Below are 17697 nucleotides of genomic sequence, written 5' to 3'. Positions count from 1 at the left end.
CTAGACCATACAGTCATAAGAGCTTGTTTTAGCAGATCTATTTTCTATCTAGTGTCTTTGTTAAACCTAGACTTCTAAGGAAGTCTGCTCACTACGATGCCACTCGTACAAGCCGATGAAGGCGTTAACTTGATAAACCATCGTTTGAATAGCAAAAATATAGTTGCCAGACATCAAGTTTACTATCAACCAGACGAAGTTGACGATAATCCAAAGCCACCAATTAAATGAATAGCGCAGAATCATTGCTGCTTGTGCTGTAATAGACAGCACGAAGGCTAAAACGTTAATCCAAAAGAAAGAAATTATCCCTAAGAACTTGCTGTTATCGTCTTCTACGACGGCATAGCCATAGCTGGCAAGTAGATCGTTAACCACTGGGAATAGCGCTAAGCCAATGGCAATAAACGCAGCTGTGATAAGCCAGACCCATTTACTGGCTGACTTAGGTACCATGTCACCATCAAGATCAGTATGCTTGGACCAATAAAATAATCCGTAAACATGGGTAAAAAAGTTAAATAAAGGTGCCAGCATCAAGCCTACTGCACCAGAAGTTGCTTGTACTACTACCTCGCCAGCGGTCGCCGCCATACCAAGGCCATTACCCATAACGTTTTTTCGGAAGGACAACGACACCACACAGACCAAACCGACAAAAGAGACACCCAAATAAAATATATCGAGTGTTGTATGTTCTGTAGTAAGCCAAAACCCTGTAGATAACGCAATAACGCCGCAAATGAACCAGATGACAATCCATTGCATGGCCCACTTTCCGGTAATGTTGTCCAATAGCTGAATGCGCATAACTTCTTTTCCTAAAAAATATGAGTATCAGCAGAATACTGACAAAAGCAACTTTATAAATTTGGTGTTTTCGAACATATTAATCATGGCTTTTGCCATAAATATATTGATCGATAATGATTAACGCTTGCTGATAGCGGGCATCATAATCGGGTTCATCGATCAAATGCGGCGCTATATTGTGACGTGCAAAGATATCGACGAGGCGCTGCTCAAAACGTCCACGCGCCTCAGGCGTACCTAAAGAGCGCATGCCATCATCAACCCATGGCGTGTTGTTATCCAGCATAATGGTATGGTCTAAGCGAAATTCATCAATACAGGCACTGACAAAGGGATGGGTACGTCCTTCATACTCTTCACAAAACGCCTGTGTGGTCACAAAATCAGTATCAACGATAGTGACAGGCGCTGTCGCCACAGCAGCAGCATCTCGCATAGCTTGGGCATGATTGAGCGCGATAGGTCCGTAGTCACTGTATTGTAGCCCAATCTCACTGCCGCCCAGGTCCGTGCCGACATACAGTCGTCCCATCTCTAGCGCAAAACTTGCCCCATAATAGTTAGCAAGTTTATGAACTAAGGTGGTCTTCCCTGAGCTTTCACCGCCAACGATAGCGACAGTCTTTGTGTAATCACCGCGCGCTTGTGGATGAATCGCTGACCAATGGGCGACGGGATCACGAGCGATAGCATAAGAGTCAAATTCTGGCTGGAGCGGGGTAGTCACCACTTTCATTAGTAATTGCTCCTGAATATTGCTCTGCGCCACTGGATGATTGTCCGCAACGAATAAAACGGCCTCTGCCGGTAGGTCTAATGCCTCAATCAGGCGTTGCAATTTGGCATTGCTAGCAGCAATATCGATAGTCACATCATCGAAGCTGTCGTGTAGTGGCAGCTCAATCTCATGAGTGGTATGAATGTGAATAAATGGCAAATCTGCACAAGCCATCTGGAGCCAACGCGCTTTGTCTTGTAGCGTAATAGTGAAATCTGGGTGCGGTGACGGGTGAGCGGTAATGATGATGTGTAAGGATTTTGCTTGCCCTGCAGCATCCAAAATACTACGCATCTGCCCCAAATGTAGTGGTTCAAAGTGCCCAATCATCAAGCCATTATCGTACATAATATTTCCTAAAATTTTACCTAAAAAGTTACTTATACAGTCGATCCGCTATAAAAATAAATACAGCGCTACTGAGATAATTTTTTCTTGCTTGCTGTGCCTACGCAGACAGAGGCTGCGTAAAAATCATCTTAGTAGCGCATTATAATCTTTGTACTTCTTTTATTTAGGACTGATTATACAATATTTCATTGATTCTCTATTACACATTACATTGGATAGCGATTTTATTAAGGTCAGACTATATAAAGCTTTGCACCTTGATACAGGTGCCTTATTGTAAACTGCTGCTTGGTTTTTGTTAGCCTGTATAAATAGTTTAGTCTGTTTAAATCATAACGTTTTTCATCGTTAGATATTTCTATTTCCAATAAAAGCTGTCAGAGCAGTACTTATAGTAATGTTTTTATTTATAATCACTTGCTTGTAGCTGCTTTTCCACAATTACTTGTTCATAACTAACTGTTTAATTTACTTCATAAATTTCAAAAATATAGCACTAATTTCGTATATAAATAATTCGATTATTTAGTTTTCGTTAGTCATTAAAGTATCAATCTAGCAGTCTTATGTGAGAAGTCAAAAGTATATAGCAAACTGCCAGTAGAATAGTAGTAAGATAGGAGCAACAAAGCGATTCTTGAAACATTTTGAAATAATTATTTAGAATCAGGTAGTTACAGACCATTTAGGACAGGTTAGGGCAAGTTTAAGTAGCATAAAGTCACAAACCATACCTACACCGCTAACAGATAAAGCTTAATTAGTTGCTATAATTGTCCGTAAGTTAAGAAGAGTAAGAAGCAATTAAAAGATAGCTATTAGAATATGTTTTTCAAACAACATTAGACTAACTTCTTAATTGTAATATTTAAAAATTTCATAATAATAATATTAAGTAAAATTAAAAGATAAGTCTAAAAAGAGAGGTATAAGCTTTGGCTAAGTTAGCAAAATTACATCGTTCACAGAACAGCCGTATGATCGCTGGTGTGATGGGCGGTATTGCAGAATATGTAGGTTGGTCGCCAACATGGGTACGCCTTCTATTTGTAATAATTTCCACTCTAAGCGCCGCAGTACCTGGTATCTTAATCTATATCGTTTTATGGATTGTCATGCCTAAGGCTTCCAATCAGTCTTATCAGTAGTATATTTTTAGAATAATATTAATAGCATCAAATTTAACAACGCAAGATTAATATTAATAAGAAATAGTAGTTGATATCAAGTAGCCTATAAAAAGCAAAAAGCCTGACCATAACAGGATAGCAGCGATACACTTTTCCTCCTGCCCAGATGTTAACTCATCTGGGTATTTTTTTTGCTATGTGATTCTAAACCTTATAACTTACCAGATAATTGATTTACTAGGATAGCTGCGTTTTTTGTCATATTTGAAACGTAAGATAAATTTAGTTGCTGTAAATATGGATAAAATATCCATTTTTTAGTAAGGTGAGCAGGCAAATAGATATGTAGCCGGATGCGCTGCACGAACAATGAGCATAAATGTTTATCAGGTTCGGTCTAACACTCCTAATTCCATAGTGATCTTCTTATGAATTCTCAACCGATGACTTTCCAAGATTTAATCTTAACCTTACAGAATTACTGGGCTGACAAGGGCTGCGTGATATTGCAGCCTTATGATATGGAAGTCGGCGCCGGTACCTTTCATACTGCTACTTTCTTGCGTTCGTTAGGTCCTGAGCGCTGGAATGCCGCTTATGTCCAGCCTTCGCGCCGCCCAACTGACGGTCGTTACGGTGACAATCCAAACCGCTTGCAGCATTACTATCAGTTCCAAGTGGTTTTAAAGCCTAATCCACCCAATATCCAAGAGCTATATTTAGACTCACTAAGAGCCATCGGTATCGATCCGTTGGTGCATGACGTGCGTTTCGTTGAGGACAACTGGGAGTCGCCTACGCTCGGTGCGTGGGGTCTTGGTTGGGAGATTTGGCTAAACGGTATGGAAGTGACGCAGTTTACTTACTTCCAGCAAGTTGGCGGTATTGAGTGTTTCCCAGTGACTGGTGAGATTACATACGGTCTTGAGCGTTTAGCCATGTATGTGCAAGGCGTCGATAGCGTCTATGATTTGGTTTGGGCAGATGGTGAATTTGGCCGTGTTACTTATGGCGATGTTTTTCATCAAAATGAAGTTGAGCAATCCACTTATAATTTTGAACACGCTGATGTGCCAAAGATGGGCGAGTTTTTTGACTTTTACGAAGAGCAGGCAGATAAGCTGGTTGCAGCAGGTTTGCCATTGCCAGCGTACGAGATGGTGTTAAAAGCCTCACATGCCTTTAATTTGCTCGATGCGCGTGGTGCTATTTCAGTGACTGAACGTCAGCGCTTTATTCTGCGTGTGCGTACCTTAGCTCGTAAAGTGGCTGTCAGTTATGTCGAAGCGCGTGCCAAGCTGGGCTTCCCATTGGCAGATGACGACCATCGTCAAGCAGCTTTAGATAAGTATTTGCCAAAAGATGAGACTGAAACGGCAACTGAAACTAAAGAGTCAAATAAAAACCAATCAACTAACAACAATAAATAGGAGCATCCCATGAGTACAATTTTATTTGAACTGGGGTGTGAAGAGCTGCCTCCAAAGAGCTTAAAACCCTTACGCGATGCATTAGAGAACAGCGTCAAAGAACAGCTAACAGAAGCTAATATTAGCTTTGATAGTATAAAAGCATTTGCCGCACCGCGCCGTTTAGCGTTACAGATTGAAGGGATTGCAGACAAGCAACCTGACCGTACTGAGCAAAAGCGTGGCCCTGCGATTAAAGCCGCATTTGATGCTGATGGCAATCCGACGCGCGCCGCGATGGGTTTTGCTAAAGGCCTAGGTATTGAGGCAAGCGAGCTTACGACCATTAACACCGATAAAGGTGATTATGTTGGCTATGAGCAGACGGTTCATGGTCAAGCGACCACGGAGCTGTTACCTGCTATTTTTCAGACCGCGCTTGATAACCTGCCAATAGCGAAACGTATGCGCTCAGGTGCGTCAAGGGAAGAATTCGTCCGTCCGGTACAATGGGCAGTATTGATGCAGGATGACGCTGTCATTGATGCTACTATCCAAGGCCATCAAACCGGCACGCAAACCCGTGGCCATCGCTTCCATAGTCCTGATTATCATACCATTGCTCATGCTAATGACTATGAAGAGCTATTAAAAGGTCTTAAAGTCGTTGCTGATTTTGACAAACGTCAAATGCTCATCAAAAACCAAGTCAAAGCACTAGCCAATCAAGTAAATGCTAATGCGATTGTACCGCAGGATCTGTTAGACGAAGTGACGGCGTTGGTTGATTTTCCGATTGCGCTACGAGCTGACTTTGAATCACGCTTTTTACAAGTACCGCAAGAAGCGCTTATCTCGACTATGCAAGCGGATCAAAAGTATTTTTGTCTGACTGATAAAGAAGGTAAGCTGCAACCTTACTTTATCTTTATTACTAACATCGAATCAAAAGATCCTAAGCAAATCATTGAGGGTAATGAAAAAGTCGTGCGCCCGCGTTTGGCGGATGCAGAATTTTTCTTTTTACAAGATCAAAAGCAGCCATTGTTTGCACTGACTGAAAGTCTCAAAACTCGCGTATTCCAAGACAAACTGGGTACGATTTGGGAGAAGTCTGAGCGTATTGCCAAGCTTGCCGCGTTTGTTGCCACACTTATGCAGCAACAAGGTGAGCAAATTGATATTGAGGAAACAGTACGTGCGGCGATGTTGGCAAAAGCGGACTTGGCAAGCTCACTGGTTGGTGAGTATCCTGAGTTGCAAGGTATCGCTGGGACTTACTATGCGCGCTTAAATGGCGAACCTGCTGCCGTTGCTGCAAGTTTGGAAGAGCAGTATCTGCCTAAATTTAGTGGTGATGTATTACCTAAAACGCCGATTGGTATTTGCTTAGCACTGGCTGATCGCTTGGATACTCTGGTCGGTATTTTTGCGATAGACCAAGCACCAACAGGCTCAAAAGACCCGTTTAGCTTGCGTCGTTCGGCGATTGGTATTTTGCGTATTTTGATTGAAAAGCAGCTGCCGATTAATTTGGTCGCTTTGGTTGAGCAGGCAATTAAAAACTATACTAGCACTGAAGGCAGTAAGATTGCTAAAATGGGCGATACCTTTACCCAAGTAATGGCATTTTTAAATTCACGCTATCGAGCAATGTATACTGAGCAAGGCGTCAGCGTCGATACTATTCAGGCGGTGCAGGCGATTAATCCGCACATGCCGCTCGATTTTGATCAGCGTATTCGTGCAGTACAGACTTTTAGCGAGTTACCGCAAGCCTCAATGTTGGCTGATTCGAACAAGCGCGTGGCTAACATTTTAGCCAAGTCAGAAGTAACCGTTGCTGATAAGGTGGATGAGGCATTGCTAGCTGAACCTGCCGAACAGGTTTTATATAGTAGCGTTCGTCAAGCGCAAACAGCGGTGACACCACTACTCGAAAAGGCTGACTACACGCAAGTATTGCAAACACTAGCCAGTTTAGATGAACCATTGACACAGTTCTTTGATAATGTGATGGTTAATAGTGAAGATGCAGCGCTAAAGAACAATCGCTTAGCGTTGCTTAATCAGGTACGGGCGCTGTTCTTAACCGTGGCTGATATTAGTGAGCTGCAGCTGTAAGGTTGTTGTCTAAACCATTTGAAATGCTATCAATAAAAACTATGCATTAAACAGCGTCCATAAAAAACTGGCTATAGGTAGCCAGTTTTTTTATGCACAGGTAAGAAATGCTTTAAGCTTTTTAATAATTAGTCCGACAGTAAGTAGACAGAGCAGTGATTGTACTAGTAGCATGATTTACAGTAAACTTTACATCATAGCTATAGCCTATATTAAATAAGAGTATCATGCATTTTAGTTCCATGCGAGGCTGATGAAAATGTTCTTGCTTGCTGTGCCTACGCAGACAGAGGCTGCAAAAATTTCTATCAGACTCGCTGTAACGTTTTTAGAGTGAATTGACTATATCCCTATAGCGCATTAACTGCCAAACCGAGGAGCATTCCTGTGTTCGCTGCGATTATTATCATCATTATTATTTGGATTTCGATGTGGGGCTTTTATAAGTTCATGTATCCACGAGCGCCCAAAAGCATGATGCCAAAAGAGGGCGATGTGACCACACCGCGTCATTGTAATTTCTGCGGCAACAGCTTAGCTGAATATCGCGGCGTCCTTGAAACCAAGCCTAGCTTAGCTGCAAACAGCGATAGCAATATTGAAGCTAACCAAGAGTTATTCTTTTGCAACTATGAGCATCAAGCAGACTTCCATGCTGGTAAGAGTTACAAATGATAATTCGCATTGCTTTCTACACTAGCGGATGTTGTACTATCAAAGAAAGATAAGAGCCTGTGTTTAAATTTACAAAATAGACTGTGCATCTTTCATAATTTTGCTGAGTAGTGCTTCAGCTTGTTTGGACGCTTGCGCAGTCTCGTTATCTGTCTTTTTATGCGCATGGATTTTTTCATAAAGGTTCAAGCAGCATAATACGAGTAAATTCTCTTGACCTAAATTCGGTGCCTCTCTTTTAATGTTTAGAAGAAAGTCATTGATGTAGTAGACCGCTGAACGTAGTTCTGCTTCTTCATTCACTGGGCAATAAATCTGATAAGTTACCCCGGCGATGACGATATCGACTTTTTTCATTTGTGGTTCAGGAGCCGCAGATTTTGTGCTGGCATTAGAAGCTGTATTGTTAGAAGTTACTGCTTGCGCACTGGTTGATTTAGCATTGTCAGCGTGCTCATGCTGTTTTTGATTCTGCTCAGATTGCAATTTGTCGTTTTGAGTGGCGTTGCTATTATTATCAGTCATAAAAGATCCTACAAGTTAACGTCGTTAAAATAATATGAGTAGAGTGGCGCTATCAGTATATGACACGCCGCAGTATCATTTATATAAAGCATGCATTTAAAGAATGCTTAACCTTCCATTTGATCAATACGCGTCAACCGTTTTAATACGACTTGCGTACGTTCGGCAGCGAGCTGGTTTTTCTCTTGCAAGTCATGGTTTTGTTTTTTGATGTCGCTGTTTTGCTGCTTGAGCTCATCATTATGCTGTTGTAATTGGCTATTTTGTTGTTGCAAATCACTCAGCTGTTTTTGCAGCTTGTCTTGTTCCTCACCGATCATATGATGGGCTTCAGCAAGGTTCTGATAGCGTTTATCTAGATCGCCCAGCTGTTTTTTAGCGTTATCACGTTCAGTGCTACTGCTATCAAGCTTGGTTTGGAGGGCGGCCAGCTCTTTTGGGTCACTATTAGGTTGTTGTTTTAGGCTGCTAAGTTCAGCACTGACGAGCTGATACTGCTTTTTTATATCGAGTATCATTTTTTCTAGGCTTTTAAGTTGATCATACATAGTCAGTTTTTATCCTTAACAAGTCATGCGTGGATGAATTTTCTTCGTTACGTTTAATAATGCCATAGGTGACCGCATAATATCTATATCAACAAAGTAATTGCACGTATTGAGCTTTGTTTTTTACTTTTATTAGTCGCAGTCTTGCAAATATCGTAAGGTTGCGACTGTCTTTAACGAATAATTGCTAACTAATTGATGGGACAACTATTATGAATGACAATATCTCTGGCTGGAATACTTGGTCAAATGCGATTGAAGATTGGACTGACGTGAGTATTTGTGAGCTACATGGTTTGATGACTGGCTTGATGACGGCTTGCAACGCGCCTACTGAGCAAGAATGGGCGACCGTATTGGCAGAGTTGAGCTTTGCGCCGTTACCAGATGCTGCATTGACTTTATTGACTGAAGAGGCAGAGGATACGGTATTTCAGCTCAAAGACAAAGACGACGCTTATGCGTATACGCCACTAGTACCTGACGATGAGCATGACTTGTATGAGCGCGTGATGGCGTTAAAACAGTGGGCAAATGGCTTTATGACAGGTTTTGGTATCACTGATTGTCGCCTAACTAGCGAAGAAAATGAGATGCTAATGGATTTGGCTAAGATTGGCGGTATTCGTCTTGAAGAAGATGAAGAGTATGAGGGCGGCGAAGAGTCCTACCTTTATATTTATGAGTTTGCGCGTATGGTGCCTGTGAGCTTTGCCACCCGCAAACGCAAACCTGTTAAAGAGTTGGCGCTAATCTCAGGTCTCGCTATGGATGCTAAAACAACTAAAGAATTGCAAGCGGAAGGTAAGTTACCAAAGCCTATGCCACATGTGTTGGATGTAATGAATCAGAATAATCCATCGTAAATACTTAATAAAACTCAACAACTCTGCATATATCTATTTCTGATCACGTGGCTCGCACCGTTTTGTACTTACTTTATACTAACTTGCGAGCCACATAATTAAGATTTAAACTGTCTCAAGAGTAAGACTAATTACTAAACAACTTATTAGAAGTAGAATAAGAGTAGCATTATGATAACCGACAATGAAATGCAACATCTGCGTCGCTGTGTTGAGCTTGCCGCTGAAGCTTTAGAAGCAGGCGATGAGCCATTGGGTAGTGTGTTGGTCGATGGCGAGGGTCATGTATTGCGTGAAGATCGTAACCGTGCCAATACGGTCGATGCAACTTACCATCCTGAGATTGCTGTCGCGAAATGGGCGGCGGAAAATATGACTTCAGAGGCGCGTGCAAAAGCGGTGGTTTATACTTCAGGTGAGCATTGTGCCATGTGCTCTGCGGCTCACGCTTGGGCAGGATTGGGGCGTATTGTTTACGTTAGCTCTTCAAAACAGTTAGGCGCATGGATGGATGAGATGAGCGTCAAACCCTCATCTCCCATCAATACCTTGTCAATTCAAGAAGTGGCGCCGAACGTACCAGTAGATGGTCCGGTTGCAGGCTTAGACGAAGAAGTAAAACAGTTACACCAGCGTTCTTTCCAAAAAGGCTAACGTTTTTATTTTTTACCATCCCAAAAATTACAGTAGCAAGGAAAACGAATGCGAGTACTACATCTTGTAGGCTTAGCAAGTTTGATACAGCTAGTCGTATTTCTAGGATCGGTATTATATTTTGATAAGGATATCCTATGATTTCAAATGATAATGATAGCCAACTTAAAAATACTGACTATCCATCTAAAAGTATCGATTGGCTGACGCGCTTGATTGGTTTTGATACGGTCAGTCGGCATTCAAACTTAGCATTAATTGAAGATGTACAAGCCTATTGTGAGCATTTAGGTTTAACGGTAGATTTGACTTTTAATGAAGCCAAAAATAAAGCCAATCTATTCGTTACTGTGCCAGCAGGAGCAAACGCTGACGAAGTCAATCACGGTCTTGTGCTATCGGGTCATACCGATGTCGTGCCAGTTGATGGGCAAGAATGGACGTCAGAGCCGTTCATAGCGACCATTCATGGTGACAAACTATATGGTCGCGGTGCTTGTGATATGAAAGGCTTTATCGCTTGCGCATTAACTTTATTGCCACAAGCTGCAAAGCTATCTAAAAATGGTCAGCTACGTCGTCCATTGCACTTGGCTTTATCATTTGATGAAGAAGTTGGTTGCTTAGGTGCGCCCTTAATATTGGCAGATTTAAAAGCACGTGGTATCACACCTGATTATTGTATTGTTGGGGAACCAACTAAGATGACGATGGTTGTGGCACATAAAGGCATCGCTGTTTATCGTTGCCGCGTCCATGGCAAGTCTGCACATTCGTCATTGACCAAACAAGGCGTTAACGCCATTAGCTATGCCAGTCGTTTGATTGGTTATGTTGATACTTTGGCGGAAGAATTGAGCCATCGTGACGGTGCTCTTGATGATGGGGATGCGTTGTTTGATGTGCCTTATTCGACACTTTCAGTGGGCACGATAAAGGGTGGGACGGCGACCAATATTGTCCCCAATCTATGTGAGTTTACCTTTGACTATCGCAATCTGCCGCATATGACACAAGACGATATCCTCGCGCCGATTCAGGCGAAGGTTGCAGAACTCAACGCACAGATGCAAGCACGCGCGCCGGAGACGGGTATTGAGCTGATGCAAGAAGAAAGCGTACCAGCAATGACCGATAGCGACAGCGCTGAGCTACAAGCGTTAATAGCAGCACTCACGGGCGATGATAAACGTCATAAAGTAGCTTATGCAACTGAGGGCGGGCAATTTACCAATGCTGGCATCCCAACGATTATCTGTGGTCCCGGTAGTATCGAGCAGGCTCATAAAGCTGATGAGTATGTAGAGCTGAGCGAAATTGAGCGTTGTGATGGGTTTTTACAGAAGTTGTTAGGTAGCTGTACGGTTAATTAGTCCATTAGATAGCAGACCGTTTATATTTGATATGAATAGGCACAAAATACACCGTCTTGATGGCGGTGTTTATTTTTTGCATCTTTTTCATGTATTCAGTTTATTTTAAATAAAAGAGTAGGGGTTAGTTGATGTCTTGGCATCTGTTTGCGGTGTTTTTTGCAAGTACGTTTTTTATCTCAGCGACCCCTGGTCCCAATATGCTACTAGCGTTTCAATATGGCATGAACTATGGGGTGAAGCGGACGCTCTGGACGTTAGCAGGGTTAAGCCTTGGTTTATTCATTTTACTGCTTTCAACCTTACTTGGCTTGGATGTGATTAGTCGCCAGTCACCTTGGCTACTCACGGTCATTAAAGCAGTAGGTGCAGCGTATTTGATCTATTTGGGTATCAGTACATGGCGCGATGCCGGTGATGGCAGTTTGATGAGCGATGCCAGAGAAATGGAGAAGGAGGTGGCTGCTGACTATCCTACTACTATGCAACATACGGCTAATATGCCTAAGCCACGCTCACTATCGAGTGCGGCAGTTAAAGTATCGCCGAGCAATATGACACTATTTCGTACTGGTATATGGGTATCGCTATCTAACCCAAAAGCCATTTTGTTTTTCGCCGCTTTTTTCCCAAAATTTATCAATTTTAGTGCGCCGCTATGGCCACAATATATCTTATTAACAATAGGATTATTTTTGAGTGAGACGATTTGGCAAATTATTTATACACTAGGTGGCAAAAAGCTAGCGAGTTGGCTTGATATGGGCAATCGCTTAACGTGGTTGAATCGTAGTTGCGGAGTAATATTTATATTAATCGCGGCAGCTTTATTGGCTGAAGTGTTAAATAGTTTTTTGATATAAAAGACGGATAATTTTTAATATTAATATGACTCACAAAAAAGCCGTTCGCTATAAGTAAGTAGCGAACGGCTTTTTTATTAATTCAATTTTTCTAAAGATTTAAGCCAACACTTCGACAATCTCGCCTTTCACCATATGCGGACTCACAAAGTCAGTCACACGTACACTAACGATTTTACCGAGTAGCTCATCCATTTTATCAACGTCATAAGGGAACATGACGGTACGTGTGTTATCCGCAGTACCGATTAAGCAGTCTGGATGACGGTCTGCAATTTGTTCAACTAATACGCGAGCAGTCGTGCCAACCATCTCATGAGTTTTGGCAAGCGTTGAGTCAATGATAACTTTTTGAAATTCAGCTAAGCGTGCTTTTTTAGTCGTAAAGCTCACATCATCAGCAAGCTCTGCTGCTGGCGTGCCCGGACGCTTAGAATAAATAAAGCTATAAGAGTGATCGAAATCCAACTCTTTTGCCAGATTCAAAGTGTCTTGAAAGTCTTCATCAGACTCACCAGGGAAGCCAATGATAAAGTCGCTAGATAAATAAATATCAGGACGAATCGCTCTAAGCTTATTAATCTGATTGATATAAACATCAATGGTGTGGTTACGCTTCATCGCTGCCAAAATTCTATTCGAGCCACTTTGTACTGGTAAATGCAGGTGCGATACCAGCTCTGGTAATTGCGCATAAGCGTCAATAATATCGTCAGTAAATTCTAGCGGATGACTGGTCGTATAGCGGATACGCTCAACACCATCGACATGCGAGACATAATGTAGGAGCTCTGCAAAACGGCAAATACTGCCGTCATCTTTTTCACCGCGATAGCCGTTAACGTTTTGACCCAATAGATTGATTTCACGCACACCTTGCGCTGCTAAATTGTCAATCTCTGCCAATACATCATCAAGCGGACGTGATAATTCTTCGCCGCGCGTATAGGGAACCACACAAAACGAGCAATACTTTGAGCAGCCTTCCATAACAGAGACAAAGGCTTTGTAACCCTCTACTTTTGGTTCAGGTAGAAAATCAAATTTTTCGATACTGGGGAAGGAGATATCAATCGTACCAATACGATTTTTAGGTGCTATATCGCGTTGCTCGCTCGATTGATCGTATAATTCTGGAAGACGATGTAGAGTCTGTGGGCCAAATATCATATCGACATAAGGGGCGCGTTTTTGAATATTATCGCCTTCTTGCGAGGCTACGCAGCCACCAACACCGATCACTAAATCTGGACGTTTTTCTTTCAGTTTACGCCAGCGACCCAATTCTGAAAAGACTTTTTCTTGGGCTTTTTCACGAATTGAACAAGTGTTCATGAGCAGTACATCGGCTTCATCGATATCATGGGTCACGACCATGCCATGCGAATCGCCAAGTACGTCAAGCATTTTGCCGGAGTCGTAGACGTTCATCTGACAGCCTTGCGTGGTGATAAATACTTTCTTTGTCGCGGCCGATGGTTGCGCCAGATTTGGCTCTACGAGTGCATTGATAGCAGGCGCAGTGACAGTAGCTTCAGAGCTAGCGTCATTAATGCGGGGGTCGAATACAGAAACACTCATAAGTAAAATCCACAATTATCAAGAATTATCAAACAATATAGCGGCAAGCCATTAATGCGTGGCGTATTTTATCATAACCATCTAGTAATGTGAAAAGTAACCGTATACTATCGGCTACAATCATGATGAATTATTTATAATACTATCAATTGCTTATCAATAATTCGTTATAGGTATGGCTGATGGAAGAAGTTTAACGTCATATCACCTTTGTGTTACGCGCCACTCTCTTATTTATTGATAAATAGTAAGGGTGGTGGTTGAAAGTCAGACGAATATAGTATGATGAGTATTATGCCCTTATCATCGTACATTAGTTCGATCCTAAGCAAACAGTAATAAAGTGATAAATATTTGTTAGATTGGCAGATGAGCGTAATGCTAGACTATTTTAGCGCATAGTTAACGCATCTTATACCTGCCAACTTTAAGCATTTATTTTAGACAGTCAATACAGATATGAGAGCTAGAACGACTTATTTATTTAGCGTTCTAGTGCAAAATGATCATTAATATAATAAAGAGAGCAAGTATGACAAAGCAGCCTGCTGCCAATCACAAGAACAGCCACCGCAACAATTTTGACATGCCTAAATGTAATGGTATGGATGCTTCTATGAGTCATCCGCCCAAACGTCTTAGCCACATGACCGCTGCATGCTTACAAGCTCGCTCGTTGCGTATTGGTGCACTGAGTGTCGCTACGGCAATGAGTGCGCTTGGATTGTCGCAAGTAGCCTGTGCACAGCCTGCGCCTTATGGTGAGAGCTACCAGCAAGACAATAGTGTGGATTATTTCACGGCCGCTGCATTGGCTGCAGAACGTGGTGATGTCAGTGCGCTATTTAATTATGAGCAATTAATGAGTGGCGGATTATTTGCCATGTATCCAACATATTGGCGTATGAATCTGGACTTAAATGCCCAAAGCTCTGCTGCCATATCACAGTTCGTCCGTCAATATCCTGATACTGTCATGGCTGAAAAATTAGTCGCTGACTTTGCAGAAGCAAAAGCCGCTTCAGGTGATTATGCGTCGGTACGTCAAGTTGCCAATTTGGTTACCAATGGTGATCGTAGTGAGCGCTGTGCAATTGGACTTGGATTTAATAGTGGTGGCGACACTATGCGAGCGTTGGCAGAAAAGTCGGACGTTTGGTTGAACACGCTCAAACAGCCTGCATTGTGCGATCAGCTAGCAACTGAGCTTAATAATAATACGCTAATCAGTAATCAAGATCGGGCATCACGTCTCAAACGTATGTTACGTAAAGGCAAGACGGGCGATATCATGGCCTTATCATCACGCCTTGGCACTCCCATTTCTTATTCAGCATTGAGTGAGATTCAGCTGAATCCAAGCGCCTATTTTGGACGCTTCGGTATGCAGCCTAACAACCAAACCAATCAATATCTATATTTGTATGCGATTGGGCGACTCGCTGAGAAGTCATACAGCGAGGCTGCAATGCAGTTAGATTTCGATATCAAACAAGACAATCAGCGCTCAGCGAAGCTGTTAAACGATGATACGCGCCGTTATGCTTATCGTATCATTGGTGTGCAGCGCATGAACCATACTACCGATGATGGCTTTAGCTCTGAGGCCGTTGACTGGTTCCGCAATAGCTTAGATGATGATTTCAACTTCGAAGAAGCTGAAGACTATGCTAAAGCCGCCATTCGTTTTAGCCGTTGGGATGATGTAGTTGAATCTATCTCACAAATGGATGCTGAAACTCAAAAACTAAATCAGTGGCAATATTGGTTGGCACGTGCGTACGAGCAATCGAGTAACAGTGGTAAGCGCAATACTGCTAAGAAAATGTATCAGCATTTGGCCAAAAGTAATGATTACTATGGTTTGTTGGCAAAAGATAAAGTTGGTCAACGCTTTGATGCTAATAGTTTAGGTGGTAGTAGCTTGCCGAACGTAAGTAATGCTGATAAAGCACGTGTTTTGCAGAACCAACATTTTGCGCGTGCTTTTGCACTATACAATGCAGATGCCAGCCGTGCCTATGCCAATCGCGAGTGGAACTGGGCGGTGAAGCAGGCACGTGATAATCGTGATGATGGCTTGATTATTGCAGCAGCTCGTCAAGCACATGATATGGGCTGGCTTGATCGCGCTATCTATGCTGCTGATAATACTGACAAAGTAAATAGCTTGGCGCTATCACATCCAATGCCGCACCAAGATTCAGTGGTACGTTATAGTCAGTCGGCAGGTATCGACCCAGCATGGGCATACGGCATTATGCGTCAAGAAAGTCGCTTTGTAACATCAGCGCGTTCTAACGTTGGTGCTAGCGGGCTTATGCAAATAATGCCTGATACGGCAAAGTATATTGCCCGTAATTTAGGCGAGTCGTATAGTGCCAGCCGTGCCAATAGTGGTGATACCAATATTCGTTATGGCACGTGGTATATGAGTGATATCTTAGGCAAGCTGAACTATCAGCCTGTACTGGCAACTGCAGGTTATAATGCTGGCCCAAACAACGCTAAGCGTTGGCAACCTACCTATGGTTCGTTGGCCTCTGATCAGTATGTTGAGTCAATAGCTTATCCTGAGACTCGTAATTACGTTAAACATGTAATGGAAAATGCAACTGTCTATAGTAGTTTGTTAGGTCGTGCTAAGCCTATCAGTGAGCGCATGGGTACTGTTCCAGCAGCGTTTTAAAGGTATCCATTACTTAGGTCTACCAAAACATTAAAATGTAGGCCTAAACTGCTATAAGTGGTAGTAAAGCGCTTGATCGTTAGCATATACGTGCCGTGCTTAGGACTTAACTGTCAGCTTACGTATTTGCTATAGATTAAGAAAGGAGTTTTGCTACCATTACTTTAGTTAATATCTGATAACCTATCGTTATTAAAAAACTTTTACTAAATTGTATATTCAGAGTTACTACTTTAATTATTGGTATTTTAAACCTAAAACTTAGGTGCATTTCACTGTATGATGTTGCCTGAATGTATTGTTCACGCCTAATAACTATTGAATGTTTTTTTACTTATGATAAATAATGACCCAAATCGGCTTATGCAGACATCTATCAGATTTCAATCATCTGTTAAGAGGTATGTGCAACAGTTTATTAGGGTATCGAGCTCAAAGACTCAATTATGGCAGCCGGTTTTGAAAAACGATCGATCAAAAAAGCATTGCTCAGAAAGCTGTCAGAACACCACTTTTGATAAAGTCTATCCTTTCACTCTAAGTCCTTTTACTCTAAGTCATCTCACTTTAAGTATTACAGGTTTAGCATTGCTACAAGTTATGCTGTCACTACCTGCGCAGGCAGCAAATGCGGTTCAGACTGGTCAGCGAGTGTTAATGATTGAGATGACTCCAGCTTTATGTAATTTGCAACCTTCACGCGCACGTATGCGTCAATGTTTAGAAGGTTACTCTTTAACAGTATCTGGCTTAGATATGGGTTATGGTGAGCGCTGTGGACGCGGTAGTGATCCGCGCCTGACACCATTACAATTAAAAGTAGTCAACCGTATCATGCCTGATACCACTGTGCGCAGCCAAGCATGGCAACATTACGGTGCGTGTAGCCCGCTTAGTGCTAGCAGTTATTTTCGTCAAATCACCAACTATGCAGGAGCATTAAAACTACCTAGCGAGTTGAATACGGGCAATAGCTACACAGTTTCAAAGTCTCGTTTTATTAGTCAAATGACTCGTCTCAATAGTGGAATGTCTTCTGCTAGTATTGACTTAATCTGTCAGGCTGGTAGTCGCCGTCAGTCTGTGCTTACTGACATCCATGTCTGTTATGACGGTGGTCAATTCGGTAGATGCAATGAGGTGATAAACAGTTGCGGCAACAATTTCATTATTTCAGGTGGTAAATAGTTATACCTGAGCAATGCTGCTTATGAGTATTAGAGATATACATTAACGTATTAAAGCCGCCTCTTTAGGGCGGCTTTTGTGTTTTCTATACTTACTATTTAATCAGACAGTCTTTTTTGCTGACAAACTT

Annotated in this window: 15 protein-coding genes; 10 read left to right on the top strand and 5 right to left on the bottom strand. The window is 42.2% G+C overall.

Annotation, left to right across the window (positions count from 1 at the left end; translation table 11 throughout):
- Nucleotides 1–66: 66 nt before the first annotated feature.
- Nucleotides 67–810 carry a nicotinamide riboside transporter PnuC gene (pnuC, locus tag AK823_RS11310; protein WP_068329307.1) on the bottom strand — a complete coding sequence of 248 codons (744 nt, stop codon included), beginning with the start codon at nucleotides 808–810 and terminating at the stop codon, nucleotides 67–69.
- Between the two features lie 79 nt (nucleotides 811–889).
- Complete coding sequence (gene nadR / locus AK823_RS11305) at nucleotides 890–1975, bottom strand: multifunctional transcriptional regulator/nicotinamide-nucleotide adenylyltransferase/ribosylnicotinamide kinase NadR (protein WP_343286422.1); 1086 nt, start codon at nucleotides 1973–1975, stop codon at nucleotides 890–892.
- Nucleotides 1976–2877: 902 nt separating this feature from the next.
- Between nadR and AK823_RS11300 the strand changes: the two genes are divergently transcribed.
- The 4 genes from AK823_RS11300 to AK823_RS11285 all read left to right on the top strand — a co-directional run bounded on the left by AK823_RS11300 (nucleotide 2878) and on the right by AK823_RS11285 (nucleotide 7280).
- On the top strand, nucleotides 2878–3090 hold the full coding sequence (locus AK823_RS11300) for a PspC domain-containing protein (protein WP_068037612.1): 213 nt from the start codon (nucleotides 2878–2880) through the stop codon (nucleotides 3088–3090).
- 425 nt (nucleotides 3091–3515) lie between these two features.
- Entirely contained in the window at nucleotides 3516–4502 is a 987-nt protein-coding gene (gene glyQ, locus AK823_RS11295) for a glycine--tRNA ligase subunit alpha (protein ID WP_068037610.1), read from the top strand.
- A gap of 9 nt (nucleotides 4503–4511) precedes the next feature.
- Nucleotides 4512–6605 carry a glycine--tRNA ligase subunit beta gene (gene glyS, locus AK823_RS11290; RefSeq protein WP_068329302.1) on the top strand — a complete coding sequence of 698 codons (2094 nt, stop codon included), beginning with the start codon at nucleotides 4512–4514 and terminating at the stop codon, nucleotides 6603–6605.
- A 387-nt stretch (nucleotides 6606–6992) separates the two neighbouring features.
- Nucleotides 6993–7280 carry a hypothetical protein gene (locus AK823_RS11285; RefSeq protein WP_082785715.1) on the top strand — a complete coding sequence of 96 codons (288 nt, stop codon included), beginning with the start codon at nucleotides 6993–6995 and terminating at the stop codon, nucleotides 7278–7280.
- 69 nt (nucleotides 7281–7349) lie between these two features.
- Here the strand turns inward: AK823_RS11285 and AK823_RS11280 are convergent, their stop codons facing one another.
- A complete protein-coding gene (locus AK823_RS11280) occupies nucleotides 7350–7805 on the bottom strand; it encodes a cell division protein ZapA (RefSeq protein WP_068037608.1) in 456 nt (151 codons plus the stop codon).
- Nucleotides 7806–7912: 107 nt separating this feature from the next.
- Entirely contained in the window at nucleotides 7913–8353 is a 441-nt protein-coding gene (locus tag AK823_RS11275) for a hypothetical protein (protein ID WP_068329300.1), read from the bottom strand.
- Nucleotides 8354–8565: 212 nt separating this feature from the next.
- Between AK823_RS11275 and AK823_RS11270 the strand changes: the two genes are divergently transcribed.
- From AK823_RS11270 to AK823_RS11255, 4 genes are all read left to right on the top strand, one after another.
- Entirely contained in the window at nucleotides 8566–9219 is a 654-nt protein-coding gene (locus tag AK823_RS11270; RefSeq protein WP_068037605.1) for a UPF0149 family protein, read from the top strand.
- A gap of 171 nt (nucleotides 9220–9390) precedes the next feature.
- The gene (locus AK823_RS11265; protein ID WP_082785714.1) at nucleotides 9391–9873 is read left to right on the top strand and encodes a nucleoside deaminase; all 483 of its coding nucleotides are present in this window, start codon (nucleotides 9391–9393) and stop codon (nucleotides 9871–9873) included.
- A 137-nt stretch (nucleotides 9874–10010) separates the two neighbouring features.
- Nucleotides 10011–11246, top strand: a complete 1236-nt coding sequence (argE, locus tag AK823_RS11260) for an acetylornithine deacetylase (protein ID WP_068329297.1) — start codon at nucleotides 10011–10013, stop codon at nucleotides 11244–11246.
- Nucleotides 11247–11377: 131 nt separating this feature from the next.
- On the top strand, nucleotides 11378–12109 hold the full coding sequence (locus tag AK823_RS11255) for a LysE family translocator (protein WP_068329295.1): 732 nt from the start codon (nucleotides 11378–11380) through the stop codon (nucleotides 12107–12109).
- A gap of 99 nt (nucleotides 12110–12208) precedes the next feature.
- Here AK823_RS11255 and miaB read toward each other — a convergent pair whose 3' ends face one another.
- A complete protein-coding gene (miaB, locus tag AK823_RS11250) occupies nucleotides 12209–13690 on the bottom strand; it encodes a tRNA (N6-isopentenyl adenosine(37)-C2)-methylthiotransferase MiaB (RefSeq protein WP_068329293.1) in 1482 nt (493 codons plus the stop codon).
- A gap of 646 nt (nucleotides 13691–14336) precedes the next feature.
- Between miaB and AK823_RS11245 the strand changes: the two genes are divergently transcribed.
- Together AK823_RS11245 and AK823_RS11240 are read left to right on the top strand one after the other, a co-directional pair.
- Complete coding sequence (locus tag AK823_RS11245; protein WP_068039423.1) at nucleotides 14337–16379, top strand: lytic transglycosylase domain-containing protein; 2043 nt, start codon at nucleotides 14337–14339, stop codon at nucleotides 16377–16379.
- Nucleotides 16380–16838: 459 nt separating this feature from the next.
- A complete protein-coding gene (locus AK823_RS11240; RefSeq protein WP_227514066.1) occupies nucleotides 16839–17567 on the top strand; it encodes a hypothetical protein in 729 nt (242 codons plus the stop codon).
- Nucleotides 17568–17697: the final 130 nt, after the last annotated feature.

Source organism: Psychrobacter sp. P2G3 (genome assembly GCF_001593285.1).
Lineage (GTDB): Bacteria > Pseudomonadota > Gammaproteobacteria > Pseudomonadales > Moraxellaceae > Psychrobacter.
This window is presented reverse-complemented; position numbering and strand designations above follow the sequence as displayed.